The organism is Streptomyces sp. NPDC055189 (assembly GCF_053606765.1).
This window is the reverse complement of the sequence record NZ_JBSGSG010000012.1, coordinates 72,605-89,650: the sequence shown is the minus strand read 5'-3', so window position 1 is coordinate 89,650 and position 17,046 is coordinate 72,605. Positions and strand designations below refer to the sequence as shown.

The 17,046-nt window shown below is 70.9% G+C and carries 15 protein-coding genes; 7 read left to right on the top strand and 8 right to left on the bottom strand.

Features of this window, described 5'->3' with window-relative positions:
• Positions 1–137: 137 nt before the first annotated feature.
• Both ACWFR3_RS11915 and ACWFR3_RS11910 read right to left on the bottom strand, forming a co-directional pair.
• The gene (locus ACWFR3_RS11915) at positions 138–1,427 is read right to left on the bottom strand and encodes a M20 family metallopeptidase (protein ID WP_453734433.1); all 1,290 of its coding nucleotides are present in this window, start codon (positions 1,425–1,427) and stop codon (positions 138–140) included.
• A 2,383-nt stretch (positions 1,428–3,810) separates the two neighbouring features.
• Entirely contained in the window at positions 3,811–4,326 is a 516-nt protein-coding gene (locus ACWFR3_RS11910; protein ID WP_453734432.1) for an ATP-binding protein, read from the bottom strand.
• A 285-nt stretch (positions 4,327–4,611) separates the two neighbouring features.
• Between ACWFR3_RS11910 and ACWFR3_RS11905 the strand changes: the two genes are divergently transcribed.
• On the top strand, positions 4,612–5,463 hold the full coding sequence (locus ACWFR3_RS11905) for a helix-turn-helix domain-containing protein (protein ID WP_453734431.1): 852 nt from the start codon (positions 4,612–4,614) through the stop codon (positions 5,461–5,463).
• Positions 5,464–5,475: 12 nt separating this feature from the next.
• A complete protein-coding gene (locus ACWFR3_RS11900) occupies positions 5,476–5,673 on the top strand; it encodes a DUF397 domain-containing protein (protein ID WP_453734430.1) in 198 nt (65 codons plus the stop codon).
• On the opposite strand, the gene ACWFR3_RS11895 is transcribed toward ACWFR3_RS11900, so the two are convergent.
• The 4 genes from ACWFR3_RS11895 to ACWFR3_RS11880 form a co-directional block, all read right to left on the bottom strand.
• Complete coding sequence (locus tag ACWFR3_RS11895) at positions 5,663–6,787, bottom strand: hypothetical protein (protein WP_453734429.1); 1,125 nt, start codon at positions 6,785–6,787, stop codon at positions 5,663–5,665. The two genes, ACWFR3_RS11900 and ACWFR3_RS11895, sit on opposite strands and share 11 nt — an antisense overlap.
• 87 nt (positions 6,788–6,874) lie before the next feature.
• The gene (locus ACWFR3_RS11890; protein ID WP_453734511.1) at positions 6,875–7,804 is read right to left on the bottom strand and encodes an N-acetylneuraminate synthase family protein; all 930 of its coding nucleotides are present in this window, start codon (positions 7,802–7,804) and stop codon (positions 6,875–6,877) included.
• A 34-nt stretch (positions 7,805–7,838) separates the two neighbouring features.
• Positions 7,839–9,125 carry a cytidylyltransferase domain-containing protein gene (locus ACWFR3_RS11885; protein WP_453734428.1) on the bottom strand — a complete coding sequence of 429 codons (1,287 nt, stop codon included), beginning with the start codon at positions 9,123–9,125 and terminating at the stop codon, positions 7,839–7,841.
• A gap of 26 nt (positions 9,126–9,151) precedes the next feature.
• Positions 9,152–10,537, bottom strand: a complete 1,386-nt coding sequence (locus ACWFR3_RS11880; protein ID WP_453734427.1) for a DUF6716 putative glycosyltransferase — start codon at positions 10,535–10,537, stop codon at positions 9,152–9,154.
• 198 nt (positions 10,538–10,735) lie between these two features.
• Between ACWFR3_RS11880 and ACWFR3_RS11875 the strand changes: the two genes are divergently transcribed.
• From ACWFR3_RS11875 to ACWFR3_RS11865, 3 genes are read left to right on the top strand one after another with little or no spacing between them, the layout of a single operon-like run.
• Positions 10,736–11,713 carry a glycosyltransferase family 2 protein gene (locus ACWFR3_RS11875; RefSeq protein WP_453734426.1) on the top strand — a complete coding sequence of 326 codons (978 nt, stop codon included), beginning with the start codon at positions 10,736–10,738 and terminating at the stop codon, positions 11,711–11,713.
• Positions 11,713–13,062: an alpha-2,8-polysialyltransferase family protein gene (locus ACWFR3_RS11870; protein WP_453734425.1), complete on the top strand. Its 1,350-nt coding sequence runs from the start codon at positions 11,713–11,715 to the stop codon at positions 13,060–13,062. The genes ACWFR3_RS11875 and ACWFR3_RS11870 overlap by 1 nt, the downstream gene beginning before the upstream one ends.
• A complete protein-coding gene (locus tag ACWFR3_RS11865; RefSeq protein WP_453734424.1) occupies positions 13,059–14,222 on the top strand; it encodes an acyltransferase family protein in 1,164 nt (387 codons plus the stop codon). The genes ACWFR3_RS11870 and ACWFR3_RS11865 overlap by 4 nt, the downstream gene beginning before the upstream one ends.
• Here ACWFR3_RS11865 and ACWFR3_RS11860 read toward each other — a convergent pair.
• Positions 14,206–14,364, bottom strand: coding sequence for a hypothetical protein (locus tag ACWFR3_RS11860; RefSeq protein WP_453734423.1), 159 nt, complete (start codon positions 14,362–14,364; stop codon positions 14,206–14,208). The genes ACWFR3_RS11865 and ACWFR3_RS11860 overlap by 17 nt on opposite strands.
• Before the next feature lie 17 nt (positions 14,365–14,381).
• Positions 14,382–15,038, bottom strand: a complete 657-nt coding sequence (locus ACWFR3_RS11855) for a TetR/AcrR family transcriptional regulator C-terminal domain-containing protein (RefSeq protein WP_453734510.1) — start codon at positions 15,036–15,038, stop codon at positions 14,382–14,384.
• A 29-nt stretch (positions 15,039–15,067) separates the two neighbouring features.
• On the opposite strand from ACWFR3_RS11855, the gene ACWFR3_RS11850 reads away from it, so the two are divergent.
• Both ACWFR3_RS11850 and ACWFR3_RS11845 read left to right on the top strand, forming a co-directional pair.
• The gene (locus ACWFR3_RS11850) at positions 15,068–16,546 is read left to right on the top strand and encodes an FAD-dependent monooxygenase (RefSeq protein ID WP_453734422.1); all 1,479 of its coding nucleotides are present in this window, start codon (positions 15,068–15,070) and stop codon (positions 16,544–16,546) included.
• Positions 16,547–16,579: 33 nt separating this feature from the next.
• The gene (locus ACWFR3_RS11845; RefSeq protein WP_453734421.1) at positions 16,580–17,044 is read left to right on the top strand and encodes a MarR family winged helix-turn-helix transcriptional regulator; all 465 of its coding nucleotides are present in this window, start codon (positions 16,580–16,582) and stop codon (positions 17,042–17,044) included.
• Positions 17,045–17,046: the final 2 nt, after the last annotated feature.

Genomic DNA, 17,046 nt, shown 5'->3' with positions numbered 1-17,046 from the left:
GCGGGGCCTGTTTGCGGCGCACAGTAACGCGCGTAGAAAGGGAGGGGAACGGGGTTTCGCGCTGCCGTTACCTATTCGTGCCGAGGGCCGGTTACGTCCGGGTGAACGGGTCCGCCGTAACCGGCCAATAGCGGTGGTTACCGACGGGTCCCGTCGAGCAGTGCCGCCGCGGTGAACATCTCGACGCCCACCGTGATCGCCGACTCGTCCGCGTCGAAGTCGCCCTGATGCAGATCGCGTACGGTGCGCTCGCCGGGCGTACGGACGCCGAGGCGGGCCATGGCACCCGGCACATGCTCCAAATACCAGGAGAAGTCCTCGCCCCCCAGGCTCTGTTCGGTGTCCTCGACGGAGTGCGCGCCGCGACGCAGCTCCATGGAGTCGCGCAGTAGGTCCGTCACCTCGGGCTGGTTCACGACGGGCGGGACCCCGCGGATGTAATTCACCACGGACTTGGCGCGGTAGAGGTCGGCGATCTCCTGAATGGCGCCGTGCACCAGGTCGGGCGCCTGCCGCCAGGCCTTGAGGTCCAGGCAGCGGACGGTGCCGGAGAGTTCGGCGTGCTGCGGGATGACGTTGCAGGCGTGACCGGACTCGATGCGGCCCCAGGTCACCGCGAGCCCCGAGCGGGCGTCGATGCGGCGGGCGACCAGGGCGGGGACCTCGGTGGCGACCTTGGCCGCGGCGGTCACCAGGTCGGTCGTCAGATGGGGACGCGCGGTGTGACCGCCGGCGCCGTCGAGTGCGACCTCCAGCCGGTCGCAGGCGGAGGTGATGGGGCCGTGCCGCAACCCGATCTTCCCGGCGTCGACGCGGGGATCACAGTGCACGCCGATGATGCGCCCCACGCCGTTGAGCACCCCCGACTCGATGGCGTCGGGCGCGCCGCCGGGCAGGACCTCCTCCGCGGGCTGGAAGATCAGCCGGACGGGCTGCGGCAGTTGCCCCTGCTTTGCGAGCTCGGCGAGGACGAGACCGGCCCCGAGCACCACGGTGGTGTGCACGTCGTGGCCGCAGGCGTGGGCGCGGTCGGGCACGGTGGAGCGGTACGGGACGCCGAGCTTGGTGTCCGGGATGGGCAGGGCGTCGATGTCGGCCCGCAGGGCGAGCATGGGGCGTACGCCGTCCCATTCCTCGGTGCCGATGTCACAGACGAGCCCCGTGCCGATGTCGAGTACGCGCGGCTCGAGGCCCGCGTGTTCGAGCCGGGCCTTGAGCGCCGCGGTGGTGCGGAACTCCTGGTTGCCGAGCTCGGGGTGCATGTGCAAGTCGCGCCGGAAGGCGATGAGTTCGCTGCGCAGGGCGGCCGGGAGGATGCCGGGGAGTGCGGCTTCCCCGTGCGCGCCCCCCGCGGCTTCGCCGGGCAGATCGGCCTCGGAATCTCGCTCGGGCCCTCGCCCGGACTCTCGCTCGGAATCTCGTGACATCAGTTGGTTCACCCTCTGAAGGGTAGGGCGAGCCATGGACCAACTGACCCACGATCAACAAAAGTTCAGCCCGATAGGGTAAGAAAATGTGGCCGCGTGGCGCATAGCCGCTACTTGAGATGGGTAAACTCCCGGCCTTTTCAGGGGATAAGGCGCTGGTCATATGCGTACGCCTGCTCCCCCAGCCCCCTCCGTAGGCAATCCGGGCGGCGATTCCCCGCGAGCAGGTGGGGATGGTCCGAGGGCGCCTGTCCGCCCATGTGGCTCACGGGTGTGACCGGGCAACTCCACAGGTACCACGGAGGTACAGGTTCATGCGCATACGTTCCATCCGTCCTCGCAGCGGGTCGCGGGGTCCGCCGTGCCATGCCGGCTGATGTCGTGGCGTCGACGCAGCGATCAGATGGGGGGGGGGCGGACTTCGCGTTCGTCACCGCGGGTCAGAGCAGGGCAGGGCCAGGCAGGAACTCGGTGGACGTGAGATGGGGTTGCCGGGAGGGGGCTGTGCTGGTCCGGCGTTTGAATCGGTCACCGGTGCCGTCCGGTGCTGGCGAGATTGGCGGTTACGGACCGGGAGTAAAGGGCGCTCCTACGTCGCGTCGGCTGCGCCGATTCCGCTGCGCTCCACCCTTGACACCCGCCCCTCCACCGCGCGAGGGAAAGCGACCGGACGGCCCGGGGGCGGGACTCTCGACCAGGGCAGCCGGGTTATCCGGCTTCCTGTCGGGTGCGGACTGATTCGTCGGGGGCGGCCGCCAGAGGGTGAGGTGCGCGGCCCGCTGGACCGGGGCACCGGTCTCGTCAAGCGGCTGCCGACCGGATCGTTGGGGTGGCCGCAAGGGGGACGGAGCGGGCGTGGGGCGGCGGCTCGTGTCGGCGGGAGGGGGCGGGCGACCGGCTACCCGGTGGTCGGGAGGGGCGCCCGGCGGGCGGTGGTAGGGCGGATTGCAGGAAAGTCCCACGCCACGCCGGATGGAGGGCGGGTGTGGCGCGACTTCTCTGCAATCGGCGCCGGGGGCGGGGCACCAACTTTGACAAAGTTGTGTTCCCGCAGACGAGGGGCGCACGCGGGAGCCGATGCGCCGTCGCGGGACGGGGTATTGGCCGCTCCCGCAGGCGCATGCCCGATGGGCAGACGAGCCCGTTACCGACCTCGGCTCCCCGTGGGCGGGGGCCGGCGAGAGACCGCCCGTGAAGCCGGCCCCGGGCAACCCCGCCCGCCAGCCGCCGGACGAAACCGCCGCACCCCGCCCGACGCCGGGGCCCGGCACCGCATCCCCCCCCCAGAGGGCGCACCACACACTCCGCGCGCCCCGCCTCTCCCCGAACACAACTTTCCCAAGTAGGTCCCCAACCCCCACCCCTCCCCACCGATCACAGAAAAGTCCCACCGCACCGGCCCCCAGCACCCCGCATCGCGGGACTTTCCTGCAATCCGCCCTACGACCGGCCGACGGACCGCCTTCCGCGCCACCGGGCAGCCGGTCGCCCGCCCCCGTCCGCCGACGCCGGGCTGCCTGCAGCCCGTCCCCTCGCGCCCACCCCCGCCCCTCCGCACCGATTGCAGAAAAGTCCCGCCGAACGGGCCCTCAACGCCCCGCATCGCGAGACTTTCCTGCAATCCGCCCCACCACCGCCCGCCGGACCGCCCTTCCGCACCACCGGGCAGCCAGTCGCCCGCCCCCGCCCGCAGCCTGTCCCCTCGCGCCCGCCCCAGCCCTCGGCGCCGATTGCAGGAAAGTCCCGCCGCGCGTGTCCTCAGCGCCTCGTTTCGTGGGACTTTCTTGCAATCCGCCCTACGGCCGCCCGCCGGACCGCCTTCCCCCGCCACCGGGCAGCCGGTCGCCCGCCCCCGTCCGCCGCCGCCCTGCCCGCAACCCACCCCCGGCCCTCCGCACCGATCGCAGAAAAGTCCCGCCGAACGGGCCCTCAGCGCCCGGCATCGCGGGACTCTCCTGCAATCCGCTCCACCACCGACCGCCGGGCCGCCCTTCCGCACCACCGGGCAGACGGTCGCCCGTCGGCTCCCGCCCCCTGCCGCCGCCCCACGCCCGCCCCGCCCCTTGCGGCCACCCCCAACGATCCGGTCGGTAGCCGCTTGACGAGACCGGCACCCATCCCCGGAGCGGCCGCGCACCCCTCACGGCTGACGGCCGCCCCCGACGGACAAGTCCGCACCCGACAGGAAGCCGGACGGCCCTCCGGGCCCTGGTCGAGAGTCCCGCCCCCGGGCCGTCCGGTCGCTTTCCCTCGCGCGGTGGAGGGGCGGGTGTCAAGGGTGGAGCGCAGCGGAATCGGCGCAGCCGACGCGACGTAGGAGCGCCCTTTACTCCCGGTCCGTAACCGCCAAACTCGGCAGAACCGGACGGCACCGGTGACCGGCTCAAACGCCGGACCAGCACAGCGCGGACCCCGATGACGCGGGGCAACGGCACTCGACCCACAGCACCTTCCCCCGCTGGCCGAACAAGTCATCCCCCAGCGGGAAGCCGCCCCACGCCGACGCCAACTCCTCCACCAGGTGGAGCCCCCGGCCGCCCTCAGTGCCCTGGGTAGGGGGCGGCAATTCCCCCGGCGGGACGGCGAAAGGGGGTGGGATGTGCGGGTCCGTGTCCCATACGCCCACCCGTACGCCGCGTCCGCCGCGTACGCCGGGCAGCCCTCGGAGGCGTAGTGCGGCCGGGCCCTCCGTATGCCGGTAGGCGTTGGTCACCAGCTCCGAGGCCAGGAGTTCAGCGGTGTCCGTCAGCTCCCCGAGGCCGTACCCGGACAGCACGGCCCGCAGCGTCTGCCTAGCGATACGCGGGGCCCGCGGATCGTGGGGCAAGTGCAGGGCGTACGACCACACTTCCGGTGCGGGCGGATTGGGCGTGACTGCCGATAGCGTGACGGTGACCATGCGTGCCTCCGTGCGTTGCGGGTTGCGGGTTACGGGTTACGCGTTGCTGGTTGCTGGTCGGACCGGCTCGGTTCGCCCGGCGGGCCTGCCTCAGCGGTGGCAGTGCCGCACACCCATACACGGCGTGCGGTGCACTTCCGCCTTGCAGAGCAGGGCAGTTGGAGCGGGATGTGACTAACCGTAGGCCTATCGATGGCCTATATTCCATCGATGGAGAGAAAGGGAGGCCATAGCCACCCGTGTGAGTGACTTGGCCGACCCGCGCCCCGCCCTGAAGGGAGACTGATGCCGCCCGGCAAGACACCCACGCTGCGCCAGCAGCGACTCGGCTCGGAGCTGCGGAAACTGCGTGATCGTGCCGGTCTTTCCACCGTCCAGGCCGCAGCACTGCTGGGCGTCAACCAGTCACGCATCAGCAATATCGAGGCCGGCCGGTACGCCGTGGGGCCCGACCGGGTGCGCGCCATCGCCCGCAATTACGCCTGCGCGGACGAGGATTTGATCAACGCTCTCGTCGGGATGACGGGCGGCCGCACCCGTGGCTGGTGGGAGGAGTACCGAGGACAGCTCCCGAACACCTTGCTCGACCTCGCCGAGCTGGAGCACCACGCCGCCTCACTGCGCGTGGCCCAGGCGCTCCACATCCCGGGGCTGCTGCAAACTCCTCAGCACGCTCGCGCGCTCTTCGGTGACGCGGTGCCGCCGCTGCTTCCCCATGAGATCGAGCACCGGCTCTCGTACCGGATCAAACGCCAAGCGGTGCTGTACGGGGATGCTCCGCTTCGCTACACCGCCCTCATGCATGAGGCCGCGCTCCGTATGTGTGTCGGAGGGCCTGCTGTGGCCACGGAGCAGCTCTCGCACCTCGTAGAGATGAGCGGACTGGAGCACGTCAGGATCCTGGTCATCCCCTTCGGGAGGGGCGCCTTTCCCGGATCGGGGCAAGGCATCGACTACGCGCACGGGCCCGTTGCTCAGCTCGACACCGTACAGATGGATACTGAACACGGGAGCGAATTCATCGATGCCGGGGCACAGTTGGAGCGCTACGCGACAGTGCTGGACCGGCTCGAAAAGCTCGCTCTGTCAGCCGACGAGTCAAGCGACCTCATCCAGCGCACCGCCCGACAACCCTGAAGGGCCTCTCACATGCCCGTAGAACCGACCGCCGCCTGGCAGAAGTCCTCGTTCAGCTCTGAGGCCTCCTCCTGCGTATACATAGCCCCCGGCAACACCCCCACCACCATCCACCTCCGCGAAAGCGACACCCCGCAAGAGATCCTCACCACCCACCAACCCCAGTTCGCCGCGCTTATCGCGGCGATCAAGAGTGGCCTTACGCCGTAGCCGCCATCCCCTGCGTCGTGCTCGCGGAAGCCACCGAAGCCAGGCGGTGTACGTCGCGGGCCGTGCCCGTGACGCCCGACAGGAAGCCCTCCGCACGCGGGGACGCGTTCTCCGTCAGCCAGGCCGGGTCGATGTCGCAGACCGCCACCCGGACCTCCGTGCCCGCCAGGGCCAGGGGCAGGGTGTGGACCACCGTTGAGGGGAAGCTCAGGATCGTGCGGCCGATCGGGCCCCGGCGGGCGATCAGTTCCAGGGGGAGGTCGGGGCGGACCACCTGGAGGCCCGTCTCCACCGCCAGGCGGTGGAGCTTCTCGGCGCTCTCGCGACGGTGGGCGAAGTAGCGGGTCGCGCCGTGCGCGCGGGACAGCGAACGGACCGCTTCCACGTAGCGGTCCGGGTCCACCACTCCCGTTTCCACCAGTGACGTGCCCACCAGGTCCGCGCCTTTGGACACTCGGGGAGGGCCGAAGCGGTCCCGTGTCCAGGCGAAGGTGTTCGGCGTCACCCGCACCCCCGCCGGGGCCGTGTCGATCGGCATGGAAGAGAAGATCTCCACTGTGCGCTTGCCGCCCGGCGTCAGGCGGCGTCGGGCCGAGGCCGAGATCGGGGCGAAGGCGATGTCGCGTACGCCGGGACGGCCGCCCCGGCGGTGCCAGCGCACCAGTCGTTCGCCCGTGGCCAGTTGCGCCACGAACTCCATCGTGGCCGTGCCGTCGTCCACGACCACGAGGGAGCGGGCCCGCGTGATCGTCAGGAGCAGCTGTACGTAGCGCGAGAACGGGTCGCCGATCACGATCCGGTCCGCCGCCCGCAGCGCGCCCGTCAGCCCGCCGATCGTGTGGAAGGGAGCAGCCCCGCCGCCGCGCGCCTCCTCCCAGCGGACGTTCAGGCCCTCGTCGCGGGCCAGCTGGGCCATGCGGCGCAACTGGCCCCGGGTCATGGGGTCGTTCGGGGACAGGACGACGACGGTGAGACCCCCGGCCGGGCCGGTGGCACCCGCCGAATGCGCCCACTCAAGGACGTTGAGGAGCTGCACAGGGCTCTCTACGAACGCCAGCGTGGCGGGCGGCGCCGTATCGGTGGGGGCCGTCGGCCCGGCGGGTCGGGGGCTCATCGTCGTATGACCGTGTCCTGTCCTTGTGGGGGGAGCCGGGGAGACCGGGACCCCCGGTGGCAGGTCCCGGTAAGAGCGTCAGCGCGCTCAGACCGCGACCGGCTCGCGCTCGGCCGCGTCCGCCTCGGCGACGACGCCCGCGACGCGGCGCAGCTTCTTCATCGGGCCGAGCTCCGACTCGTAGACCTTCTTGACGCCGTCACCGAGGGAGGCCTCGATGGTGCGGATGTCGCGGACGAGGCGGGTGAGGCCCTGCGGCTCCACCGACGCGGCCTGGTCCGAGCCCCACATGGCGCGGTCGAGGGTGATGTGGCGCTCCACGAAGGTGGCGCCGAGGGCTACCGCGGCCAGCGTGGTCTGCAGGCCCGTCTCGTGGCCGGAGTAGCCGATCGGGACGTTGGGGTACTCCTGCTGGAGGGTGTTGATGACGCGGAGGTTGAGCTCCTCGGCCTGCGCCGGATACGTCGACGTGGCGTGGCACATCAGGATGTTGTCCGAGCCGAGGACCTCGACCGCGTGGCGGATCTGCTTCGGGGTCGACATGCCGGTGGAGAGGATGACCGTGCGGCCTGTGGCGCGCAGCGCGCGAAGGAGCTCGTCGTCCGTCAGGGAGGCCGAGGCGACCTTGTGGGCCGGGAGGTCGAACTTCTCCAGGAAGGCGACGGCCTCGGTGTCCCACGGGGAAGCGAACCAGTCGATGCCGCGCTTCTTGCAGTGCTCGGTGATGGCCTGGTACTCGGACTCGCCGAACTCCACGCGGTGGCGGTAGTCGATGTACGTCATCCGGCCCCAGGGGGTGTCGCGCTCGATGTCCCACTGGTCGCGCGGGGTGCAGATCTCCGGGGTGCGCTTCTGGAACTTGACCGCGTCGCAGCCGGCGTCGGCGGCCACGTCGATCAGCGCGAGGGCGTTGTCGAGCTCGCCGTTGTGGTTGATGCCGATCTCACCGGTGATGTACACGGGCTGACCGGGTCCGGCCGTCTTCGAACCAAAGGTGCGCAGACGGGAGTTGGCGATCGTGGGGGTCGTGGAGCTCATGGCAGAACGTTCCTTACTTGTTGAGGGAGGGGCCGAGGATCCATGCGGCGATCTCTCGGATCGCGCCGTCACCACCGGGGAGAGCGGTGACCGCGCGTGCGGCGCCGCGTACGACGTCGTGGGCGCTCGCGACCGCCACGGGCCAGCCGACAAGGCCGAAGCACGGGAGGTCATTGACGTCGTTTCCGACGTAGAGCACGCGCTCGGGAGCGATGCCCTGCTCCTCGCACCACTGCTTGAGCGCGAGGTCCTTGCGGTCGATGCCGTGCAGGACGGGAAGCTTCAGCTTCCTGGCCCGCGCGGCGACGACCGGGTTCTTCTCCGTGGACAGGATCAGCAGCGGGATGCCCGAATCGCGCAGGGCGGCGATGCCGAGGCCGTCCCCGCGGTGTACGGAGACGAACTCCCGTCCTTCGGAGTCGATCAGCACCCTGTCGTCGGTCTGGGTGCCGTCGAAGTCGAGTACGACCGCGTCGATGTCGTCGCGGGTCGGAAGTGCGTCGGCCCGGCCGGAGTCGAAGAGGGGCGCGAGCGCCCGGGCGCGGGCGAGGTCGTGCGGGTCATCGATCTCCAGGACGCGCGCCGGGTCCGTGCGGACGAGTTCGGTGCGGCCGAAGAAGCGGTGCTTGTGTTCGCGGAAGCCCGCGACGTCCATTCCGTAGACGGCGCCCGTCTCCAGGAGGTCCTGGGGGCGGTCCTGGCGGCGCGGGCGGAAGGACTTGTCGTGGTTGACGCCGTAACCGCCGTCCGTGGCCGTCGCGTTGGCGACCTTCGTGGTGCCGCCCAGCTCGCCGGTGCGCCGGGCGTCCAGGGCCGCGGGCTCGTCGTCGGCGTCGCGCCAGACGAAGCCGTGGAAGGGCGCCACGGTCAGGGCCGTGTCCGCGCCGCCGTCGATGATCGAGCCGACCACGCCGTCGAGGTCCTCGCGGACGATGAAGGGGCTGGTGCACTGCACGAGCAGGACGATGTCGACGGAGGTGCCGCGCAGGGTCTCGTAGGCGTCCATCGCGTGCAGGACCGCCGCCTCGCTGGTCGCGGTGTCCCCCGCGATCGCCGCGGGGCGCAGCACCACTTCGGCGCCGGCCGAGCGCGCGGCCTCGGCGATCACGTGGTCGTCCGTGGAGACGACGACGTCCGTGACGAGCCGCGCGGCCAGGCACTCGCGGATGGCGCGCGCCACCAGGGGCACGCCGCCGACCGGCGCGAGGTTCTTGGCGGGCACGCCCTTGGAGCCGCCGCGGGCCGGGATGACGGCGAGGACGCGGCGCGTTGGCGCGCTCCCCGGGGCGGGGTGGGACATAGGGGCTCCTTGAGAGGGGTGGGGGATCACAGCTCGCCCATCCGCCGGATGACGGGGGCCACGCGCTGCACCCCGTGCCGGTAGGCGCCGCGTGCCGCGCTGCGGACGGCCTGGCGCACCGGGCCCGGCTCGCGGTCCGCCGCGGGGACGCCGGGCAGCGGGGCGCCGTCCGGGCCGAGGTGGTGGCGGGCCAGGATGCCGGGGAGGTACCCGCGGGCGGTGGTGAGGCTGTAGTACGGGGAGACCGGCGGCAGTTGATCCTGAGCGAGCAGGGCCGCGACGCGCTCGCGTGCCGCGTCGAACGCCGTCTCGTACGTCCCGTCCGGCGCGACGCCCTGCCGCGCGACCCACTCCGGAGCGGCCTCGGGGCTGTACCCCGTGTCGATCTCGTCCCAGGACGCCAGGCATCCGGAGCCGATGAAGTGGTGGTTGCCGAGCGCCTCGCGCACCCCGAGGTCGGTGAGGACCGCGGTGGGGATGCGGCGGTGCAGGGATTCGAGCGCGGCGGTGGAGCTGACCGTGACGAGCAGGTCGGTACGGTCCAGGACCTCGCCCATGTTCCCGTAGACGAGACGGCAGTTGGGCGGCAGGTCCTCGCCCTTGGCGAGCTTCTGGTAGGGCAGTTCCTCGATGTGCGTGGTGTGCTCGCCGGGCTTGCTGCGCAGCTTGATCAGGACCTCGCGGTCCGGGTGGAGCCGTGCGTGCTGGACCATGCGCTTCAGGAGGTACGTGCGGTGTGCGCGGCTGTCCGGCACGGAGGGCTGCGCCGCGAAGACGACCGTGTACGGGTCGTGCTTCTGGTCCTTTTCGAGATAGGCCGCGCCGCCCAGGAACGGCAGCGCGCTCTCCACCACGCCCGATGCGTCGGCGCCCACTCCCTCGTACACGGCGCGGAAACGCTCCGCGTCCTGCCGGGAGTTGGCCAGGACGACGTCCGCGCCGTGCCGCAGGAGCAGGCCGTCGGCGAGCTTCTCGTAGACGACGCCGACATAGCCGGTGACGACGACGGGCCTGCGCCCGCCGGCTGCCGCCGTGTCCTGCGCGATGCGGGCGAGACCGTGCAGGACCGCCTGGACCGCGCCGCCCACGAGGGCGAGCACGATCACGTCGGGCGCATCGCGCTCGACCTCGCGCAGGAACTCGATCGCGGTGACCTCACGGAGGGAGTCCGCGCGCACCCCGACCTCTTCGAGCTGTCGGACGGTGGGCGTGGCCCGGCCGCGGAGGAGGCGTCCGTCGAGGCGTAGGTCCGCGGCCTCAACCGAAACCGCTGCCCCGCCCGAAACCGCTGCCCCGCCCGAGACCGCTCCCCCGCCGGCGAGGCGGCTCGCGGTGAGCGCACCCCATTTCCACCGGGTGTCGGAGTCGGCGAGCACGGTGATCCGTGTCGTCCCGCTGTTGCTTGCTGGCACAGCCAAGACGCTAGGAAGGCATGGAGAGTGGCGGCCCAACTCAGCTGCAACAAACGGTTAACAGAATGCCGACGAATGGCGAATCAGGCCGGGAAACCGCCGGTAAGCAGGCGGGTTAACCATTCCGCCATGCGTCGTTCACCTGGCATCTCACCTTCGGCCAAGACGAATGCCGGGCCGACACCTAACGTCACCCACGTGGTTAAGCTCTCCGTCATCGTGCCGTTCTACAACGTGCAGCAATACGCGCCCGACACCTTGAAGAGTCTGCGAGCGAACGCACGCGACGACTTCGAATTCATTCTCGTCGACGACTGTTCGAAGGATGAGACTCCAGAGATTCTGGAGCGTGCCGCGCGCGAACTGCCCGGCGCCGTCCATCTCAGACATGAGACGAACGGCGGTCTCGCGACCGCCCGCAACACGGGCCTTGACGCGGCGCGCGGCGAGTACCTCACCTTCCTGGACGGTGACGACTGGCTCGCGCCCGGCTATTACGAGCAACTCGTGGCTTCCATCGAGCAGTTGGGCTGCGACTTCGTCCGTACCGATCATGTGCAGTGCACTGCCAGGGCCCGCACCGTCCACCGTGTTCCGCACGGCATGCGCTCGGTCGTCATGCCGCCGCGGGACGTCATCCTGCCCGCCGACCGCTCGACGTCCGTCGACTACGCGTACGCCTGGGCGGGCATCTACCACCGGCGCCTGGCCGACCAGGGCCTGCTGCACTTCACGGACGGCCTGCGCACCGCGGAGGACCGGCCCTGGATCTGGCGGCTGCACCGCGAGGCGGAATCCTTCGCCGCGGTGGGTCTGCTCGGTGTTTTCTACCGGCGCGGGGTGGCTTCGTCACTGACCCAGATCGGCGACGTACGCCAGCTCGATTTCATCCGGGCATTCGACCAGGTGGTACGTGAAACCGCCGAGGACCGCGACGCGGACAAACTCCTGCCGAAGGCAGTCCGTACTTACTGCGCGATCATTTCCCACCATCTGGGATCCATCGAAAGGTTCGAGCCACAAGTGGCGCGGAAATTGAAGTCACTGAGTGCGGCCGCCCTGAAGCGGATGCCGCAGGGCGTTCTCGACGACGCCCTCGACTCCATGGACATACAGCGGGCGACGCGCCTTCGCCGGCTCCGCCGGCGCCCGGTGTCGGCGGAGGTGGCCGCGTAATGGCGACGACGCAGATCTTCATGGCGTCCACGCTGTACGGCACCGCGACGCTCGCCGCCGCGATCGACGCCGACCGCTTCGGCCCGGCCGACCGGCGGCTGCTGCTCGTCAGCAACAACGCGGCCACGCCGGAGACGACCCTCTCCGTGGACGAGATGCCGGGCTTCGAGCGCCTGCGGGACCGCTTCGACGACGTACGTTCCTGGAACGAGGCCATCTCCCCTTTCCACCCGGGCGGCTGGGCCCCGCGGGCCGACGACATCCCGATGTGGGAGCGGTACATCCGGCTCCTGTGGGACCTCGGTGACGACGACATCGAGCTGGCCGTCGAATCGATCCAGGTCAACCCGGCCCTGGCGCTCGCGCAGATCTTCACGGGCGCGCCCGTGGACGTCTACGCGGACGGCCTGATGAGCTACGGCCCGACCCGCAACAAGATCGACCCCCTTGTCGGCACGCGGGTGCGGCGCCTCCTCCACCTGGACCTGGTGCCGGGCCTGACCCCGCTGCTCCTGACCGAGTTCGACGTCGTGCCGGAGATCGTGCCGACCGAGACGTTCGTGAAGGTGCTCGACCGCCTCGCGGACGGCGAGAGCGATGTACCGGACATCGCCGGACCCGCCCTGCTCCTGGGCCAGTACCTCTCCGCCCTCGGCATCCTCACCGCCGAGGAAGAGGAGGAGCTGCACGTACGGATGGTGCGCGGCGCCGCCGAACTCGGCCATACGCGCGTGGTGTTCAAGCCGCACCCGACCGCTCCGGCCCGCTGGTCGCGCATGCTGGAGAAGGAGGCGGAGGCGATCGGCGTGGAGCTGACCGTCCTCGACTCGCCGGTGCTCGCCGAGGTCCTCTACCAGCGGATGCGCCCCGCGCTCGTCATCGGCTGCTTCTCGACGGCGCTGCTCACCGCCTCCGCGCTGTACAACCTTCCGGTAGCGCGCACGGGCACGGAGACCCTCCTGGAGCGGCTCGCGCCTTACCAGAACAGCAACCGCGTCCCGGTCACCATCGTGGACGCGCTCATTCCCGACCTCGCCGACAAGAGCGCGGTCACCGGGCGGCAGCCGGGCATGCCGGTCGGCGACCTGGGCGAGCTGCTCCTCGCCGTCGGCTTCGCCATGCAGCCGCAGATCTATCCGCGCCGGCGCACGGCCGCCGAGCGGTACCTCTCGACGCACCTCACCCCGCACACCTGGCGCTACTTCAAGCGGCGCCGCCTCACGGCTCTCGCCCTGCCCGGAGCGCTGCCCTCGCAGCTCTCGTTCATCCCGCGCAACGCGGCCGTACGCCGGGTCGCGCGCCGCGCCCGCTCGGTCAAGCGCTCCATCAAGCGGACCGCACTCGGATGACCTCTCCCGGAACGACGCTCCCGAAGCACTCGCCGGGAGCGGACACAGCAGACCGCCAGGACACCCTCACCCGCACGATCACGGCTCCTCCGGTCGTCAGGCGGGCGCGCCCCCGGCTCAGAGCCCTGGACGGGCTGCGGCTCGTCGCGGCCCTGATGGTCGCGGCCTATCACTACGGCGGCCGTGACGGCGAGATCAGCGAGGCCTGGGGCAGCTCACCGCAGCTGCAATTCCCCACGGCACACAACTGGTTCGCGTACGGCTGCCTCGGCGTGCAGATCTTCTTCGTCATCAGCGGCTTCGTGATCTGCATGAGCGGCTGGGGCCGTCCGCTGCGCGCGTTCTTCGCCTCGCGCGTCTCGCGGCTCTTCCCCTCGTACTGGGCCGCGATCGTGCTGGTGACAGCGGTCTTCGCGCTGCCCGTGGTGGCGTACGAGGCGGTCTCGCCCAGCGACGCCCTGGTGAACCTGACCATGCTCCAGCAGCCGCTCGGCGTGGACCGGGTGCTCGGGGTCTGCTGGACGCTCTGGGCCGAACTGCGCTTCTACGCCCTCTTCGCGCTCTGCGTCGTCCTGCCGGGCGCCAACCGGGCCCGCGTGATCCTGTTCTGCGCGGTGTGGACCCTGGCCGCGGTGATCGCGGAGGGCGCGAACGAACCGCTGCTCGACCTCGTCCTCATGCCCGAGTACGCGCCCTTCTTCATCGGCGGCATCGGCATCTACCTCGTCCACCGTGACCGCAGGGACCTCACGGCCTGGGGCATCGTGGGCGCGAGCTGGCTGATCGGCCAGCACTACGCGGTGGACCGCCTCTGGCACGCCCCGAACCCGGAGTTCTTCTCCTACCGCACGTCGTTCGGGATCATCGCGGTCGTGACGGCGGGCTTCGCCGCGGTCCTGCTCATCGCGCTCGGCGCGCTGAACCGGGTCGACTGGCAGTGGCTGACGGTGGCGGGAGCCCTGACGTACCCGTTCTACCTGGTGCACGAGCACCTGGGCTGGGTGACGGTGGGCGCGCTGCACCGGGGGCTCGGGCTCCCGTCGTACGCGACCCTCGGTCTCACGATCGCGGCCATGCTGCTGCTCGCGTGGCTCCTGAACCGCTTCGTGGAGGAGCGGCTCACGCCGCTGATCCGGGGCGGGCTCATGACCCGGAAGTAGCTCCGCCGGTCTCGGTATCGGCGTCGCCCGCCGCGGTGCGGGCGACGTCCATCGCCTCGCCCATGACGTCCTGCGCCTCGCCTATCGCGTCCGCCAACTCCTGGACGAGGCGTTCCAGGGTCTCGCCCGGGTCTTCGTTCATGGGCCCAGACTACGTTCCTACGTGTCCAGCATCGTCGCCCCGATCCCGGCGACCACCGCGGCAAGGCCCTTCTCGAACCCCGCGTCGAAGTCACGGAACATCTCGCTGCCCGCCGCCGCCGCGAGGGGATACGCAGCGAGACGTTCCGCGCGGGCCGCCAGGTCGTAGCCGCCTTCCTCCCGCGCCGGGTCGGGGCCCATGGACTGCTCCTCGGTCACGTATCCGATCGTGTAGCTGTACGCCGTGAACCAGGCACGGGCCGCCTCGCCCGGCGTGAAGCCCCCCTCGGTCAGCGTGCGCAGATGGGCCTCCATGGGGGCGGCGTACGACAGGTCGGTGAAGTGCGTGCCGCTGTAGACCTTCGCGCCGTCGCGGTACATCAGGAGATGGCGCCGCAGCCCCCGCAGTGCGGCGGTGAGAGCGCTCTGCCAGTCGGCGTCCGGCCCCGCGCCCGCCGCCAGCTCCTCGTTCATGCGGCGCATCATCTCCGTCGCCATTTCGTCGAGCAGCGCCTGCTTGTCCTTGAAGTGCCAGTACAGCGCGGGTGCCTTGACGTCCAGCTCCTTGGCGATGGCGCGCAGGGAGAGGCCGTCGAGGCCGGTCTCGTTCAGGAGCTCGAGGGCGGTGCGCGCCACTCGGGTGCGGTCCAGGGGTGTCGTAGCCACCTTGACAATTTAACACCGTTAAGCGCAGGCTCTGGGGCATGGAACTTAACAGCGTTAAGGGCAGCGCTCCCGAGACGGATGCCCTCATCACCGATGTGCTCGTCGTGGGCGCGGGGCCGACAGGGCTGGCCCTCGCCTGCGATCTCGTACGGCGCGGGGTGCGCGCCCTGGTCGTGGAGCGGGCCGACGCCCTCTTCCCCGGCTCGCGGGGCAAGGGCATCCAGCCCCGCACCCAGGAGGTCTTCGACGACCTCGGGATCATCGCGGCGGCCGAGGCGGCGGGCGGCACCTACCCGGTCGGCATGATCTGGCGGGACGGCGAGCGGCAGGGCGAGCACCGGATGTTCGACGCCGTGGAGCCGACACAGGACGCCCCGTACAACCGGCCGCTGATGGTCCCCCAGTGGCGTACGCAGGAGATCCTGTACGCCCGCCTCAGGGAACTCGGCGGCGACGGCGTCCGGTTCGGCGCCGGCCTGACCGAGCTGACGCAGGACGGGGAGGGCGTCACCGCCCGGCTCGCGGACGGCGGGACCGCGCGCGCCGCGTACGCCGTCGCGGCGGACGGCGGCCGGTCGACCGTGCGCGCGGCGCTCGGCATCGGCATGACGGGCGAGACGGTGGACCCGAACCCGGTCCTGGTCGCCGACGTCCGCATCCCCGCCCTGGACCGCGACAACTGGCACATGTTCCCGCCGGCCGCCGAGGGCGGGGGCGGCGGCTTCCTGGCGATCTGCCCGCTGGCGGGCACCGCGGACTTCCAGCTGACGGCCCAGTTCACGGACGGGACCGACCCCGACACCTCGCTGGAAGGCGTACGGAAGGTCGTCGCCGCCCGTACGCATCTCGCCGCCGACGACGTGACCGAGGTGCGCTGGGCCTCCGACTTCCGGCCGCGCGCGGCGATGGCGGACCGGTTCCGCGATGGCCGCGTGTTCCTCGCCGGGGACGCGGCGCACGTGCACTCGCCGGCGGGCGGGCAGGGCCTGAACACCAGCGTGCAGGACGCGTACAACCTCGGCTGGAAGCTGGGCGCGGTCCTGCGAGGCGGCGCTCCCGCGGCCCTCCTCGACACCTACGAGGCCGAGCGCCTGCCCAACGCCGCGCAGATGCTGGGCCTTTCCACCCGCGTCCACCGGGGCGAGGAGCGGCGCGGGGACGCCACGCGCCAGCTGGGCCTGGGCTACCGGGACAGCTCCCTGGCGGTGGAGACCCGGACCGGCCTTCCGGAGGGGGCACTGCGGGCGGGCGATCGTGCGCCGGACGGGCCGCTCGCGGCGGGAGGAAGGCTGTTCGACCTGTTCAGGGGCCCGCACTTCACGCTGCTCGCGGTCGGCGGCACGGATGCCGCGCCGCCCTCACCGGACGAGGAACTGGTGCACGTACATCGCGTCGAGGCCTACGCGCCCTACGGCCGAGGTCTCTTCCTGGTACGCCCCGACGGTTACGTCGGCTGGGCGAGCGAGGACGCGACGGGCCTGACGGACTACCTCGAACTGATCCACCGAGGCAGTTGACCTCAATCAAAGTTGAGGTTCTACGTTCTGGGCATGGACACTTTCACGTACTCCCACCGCGACGAAGACCTCATCGACCAGCCCATCGGCTACTGGGCATCGGCCGCGGGCGAATCCGTCGTCCACCACATCCGCACCATGCTCGCCGAGTCCGGGCTCACCCAGCCCCAGTGGTGGATCCTGAACCAGATAGTCGCCGACGGCGGCCGTGCCAAGGAAGACGTGGTCGCCACCCTGCGCGGCTACCTGAACGTGGGCGACGGGTCCCTGCACCACGACATCAGCGCCCTGCACGACCGCGCCCTGCTCACCGAGGACGTCGAAGGCCGCCTGCGCATCACCGACGAGGGCCGCAAGCTCCGGGACGACACCGCCGCGCGTCAGCAGAAGACCCGCGCGGAGATCCACGAGGGCATCCCGGACGAGGAGTACATCCATACCCTCAAGGTGCTTCAGCGCATGATCCACAACGTGGGAGGCGCGGCCTGGCACCACTGAGG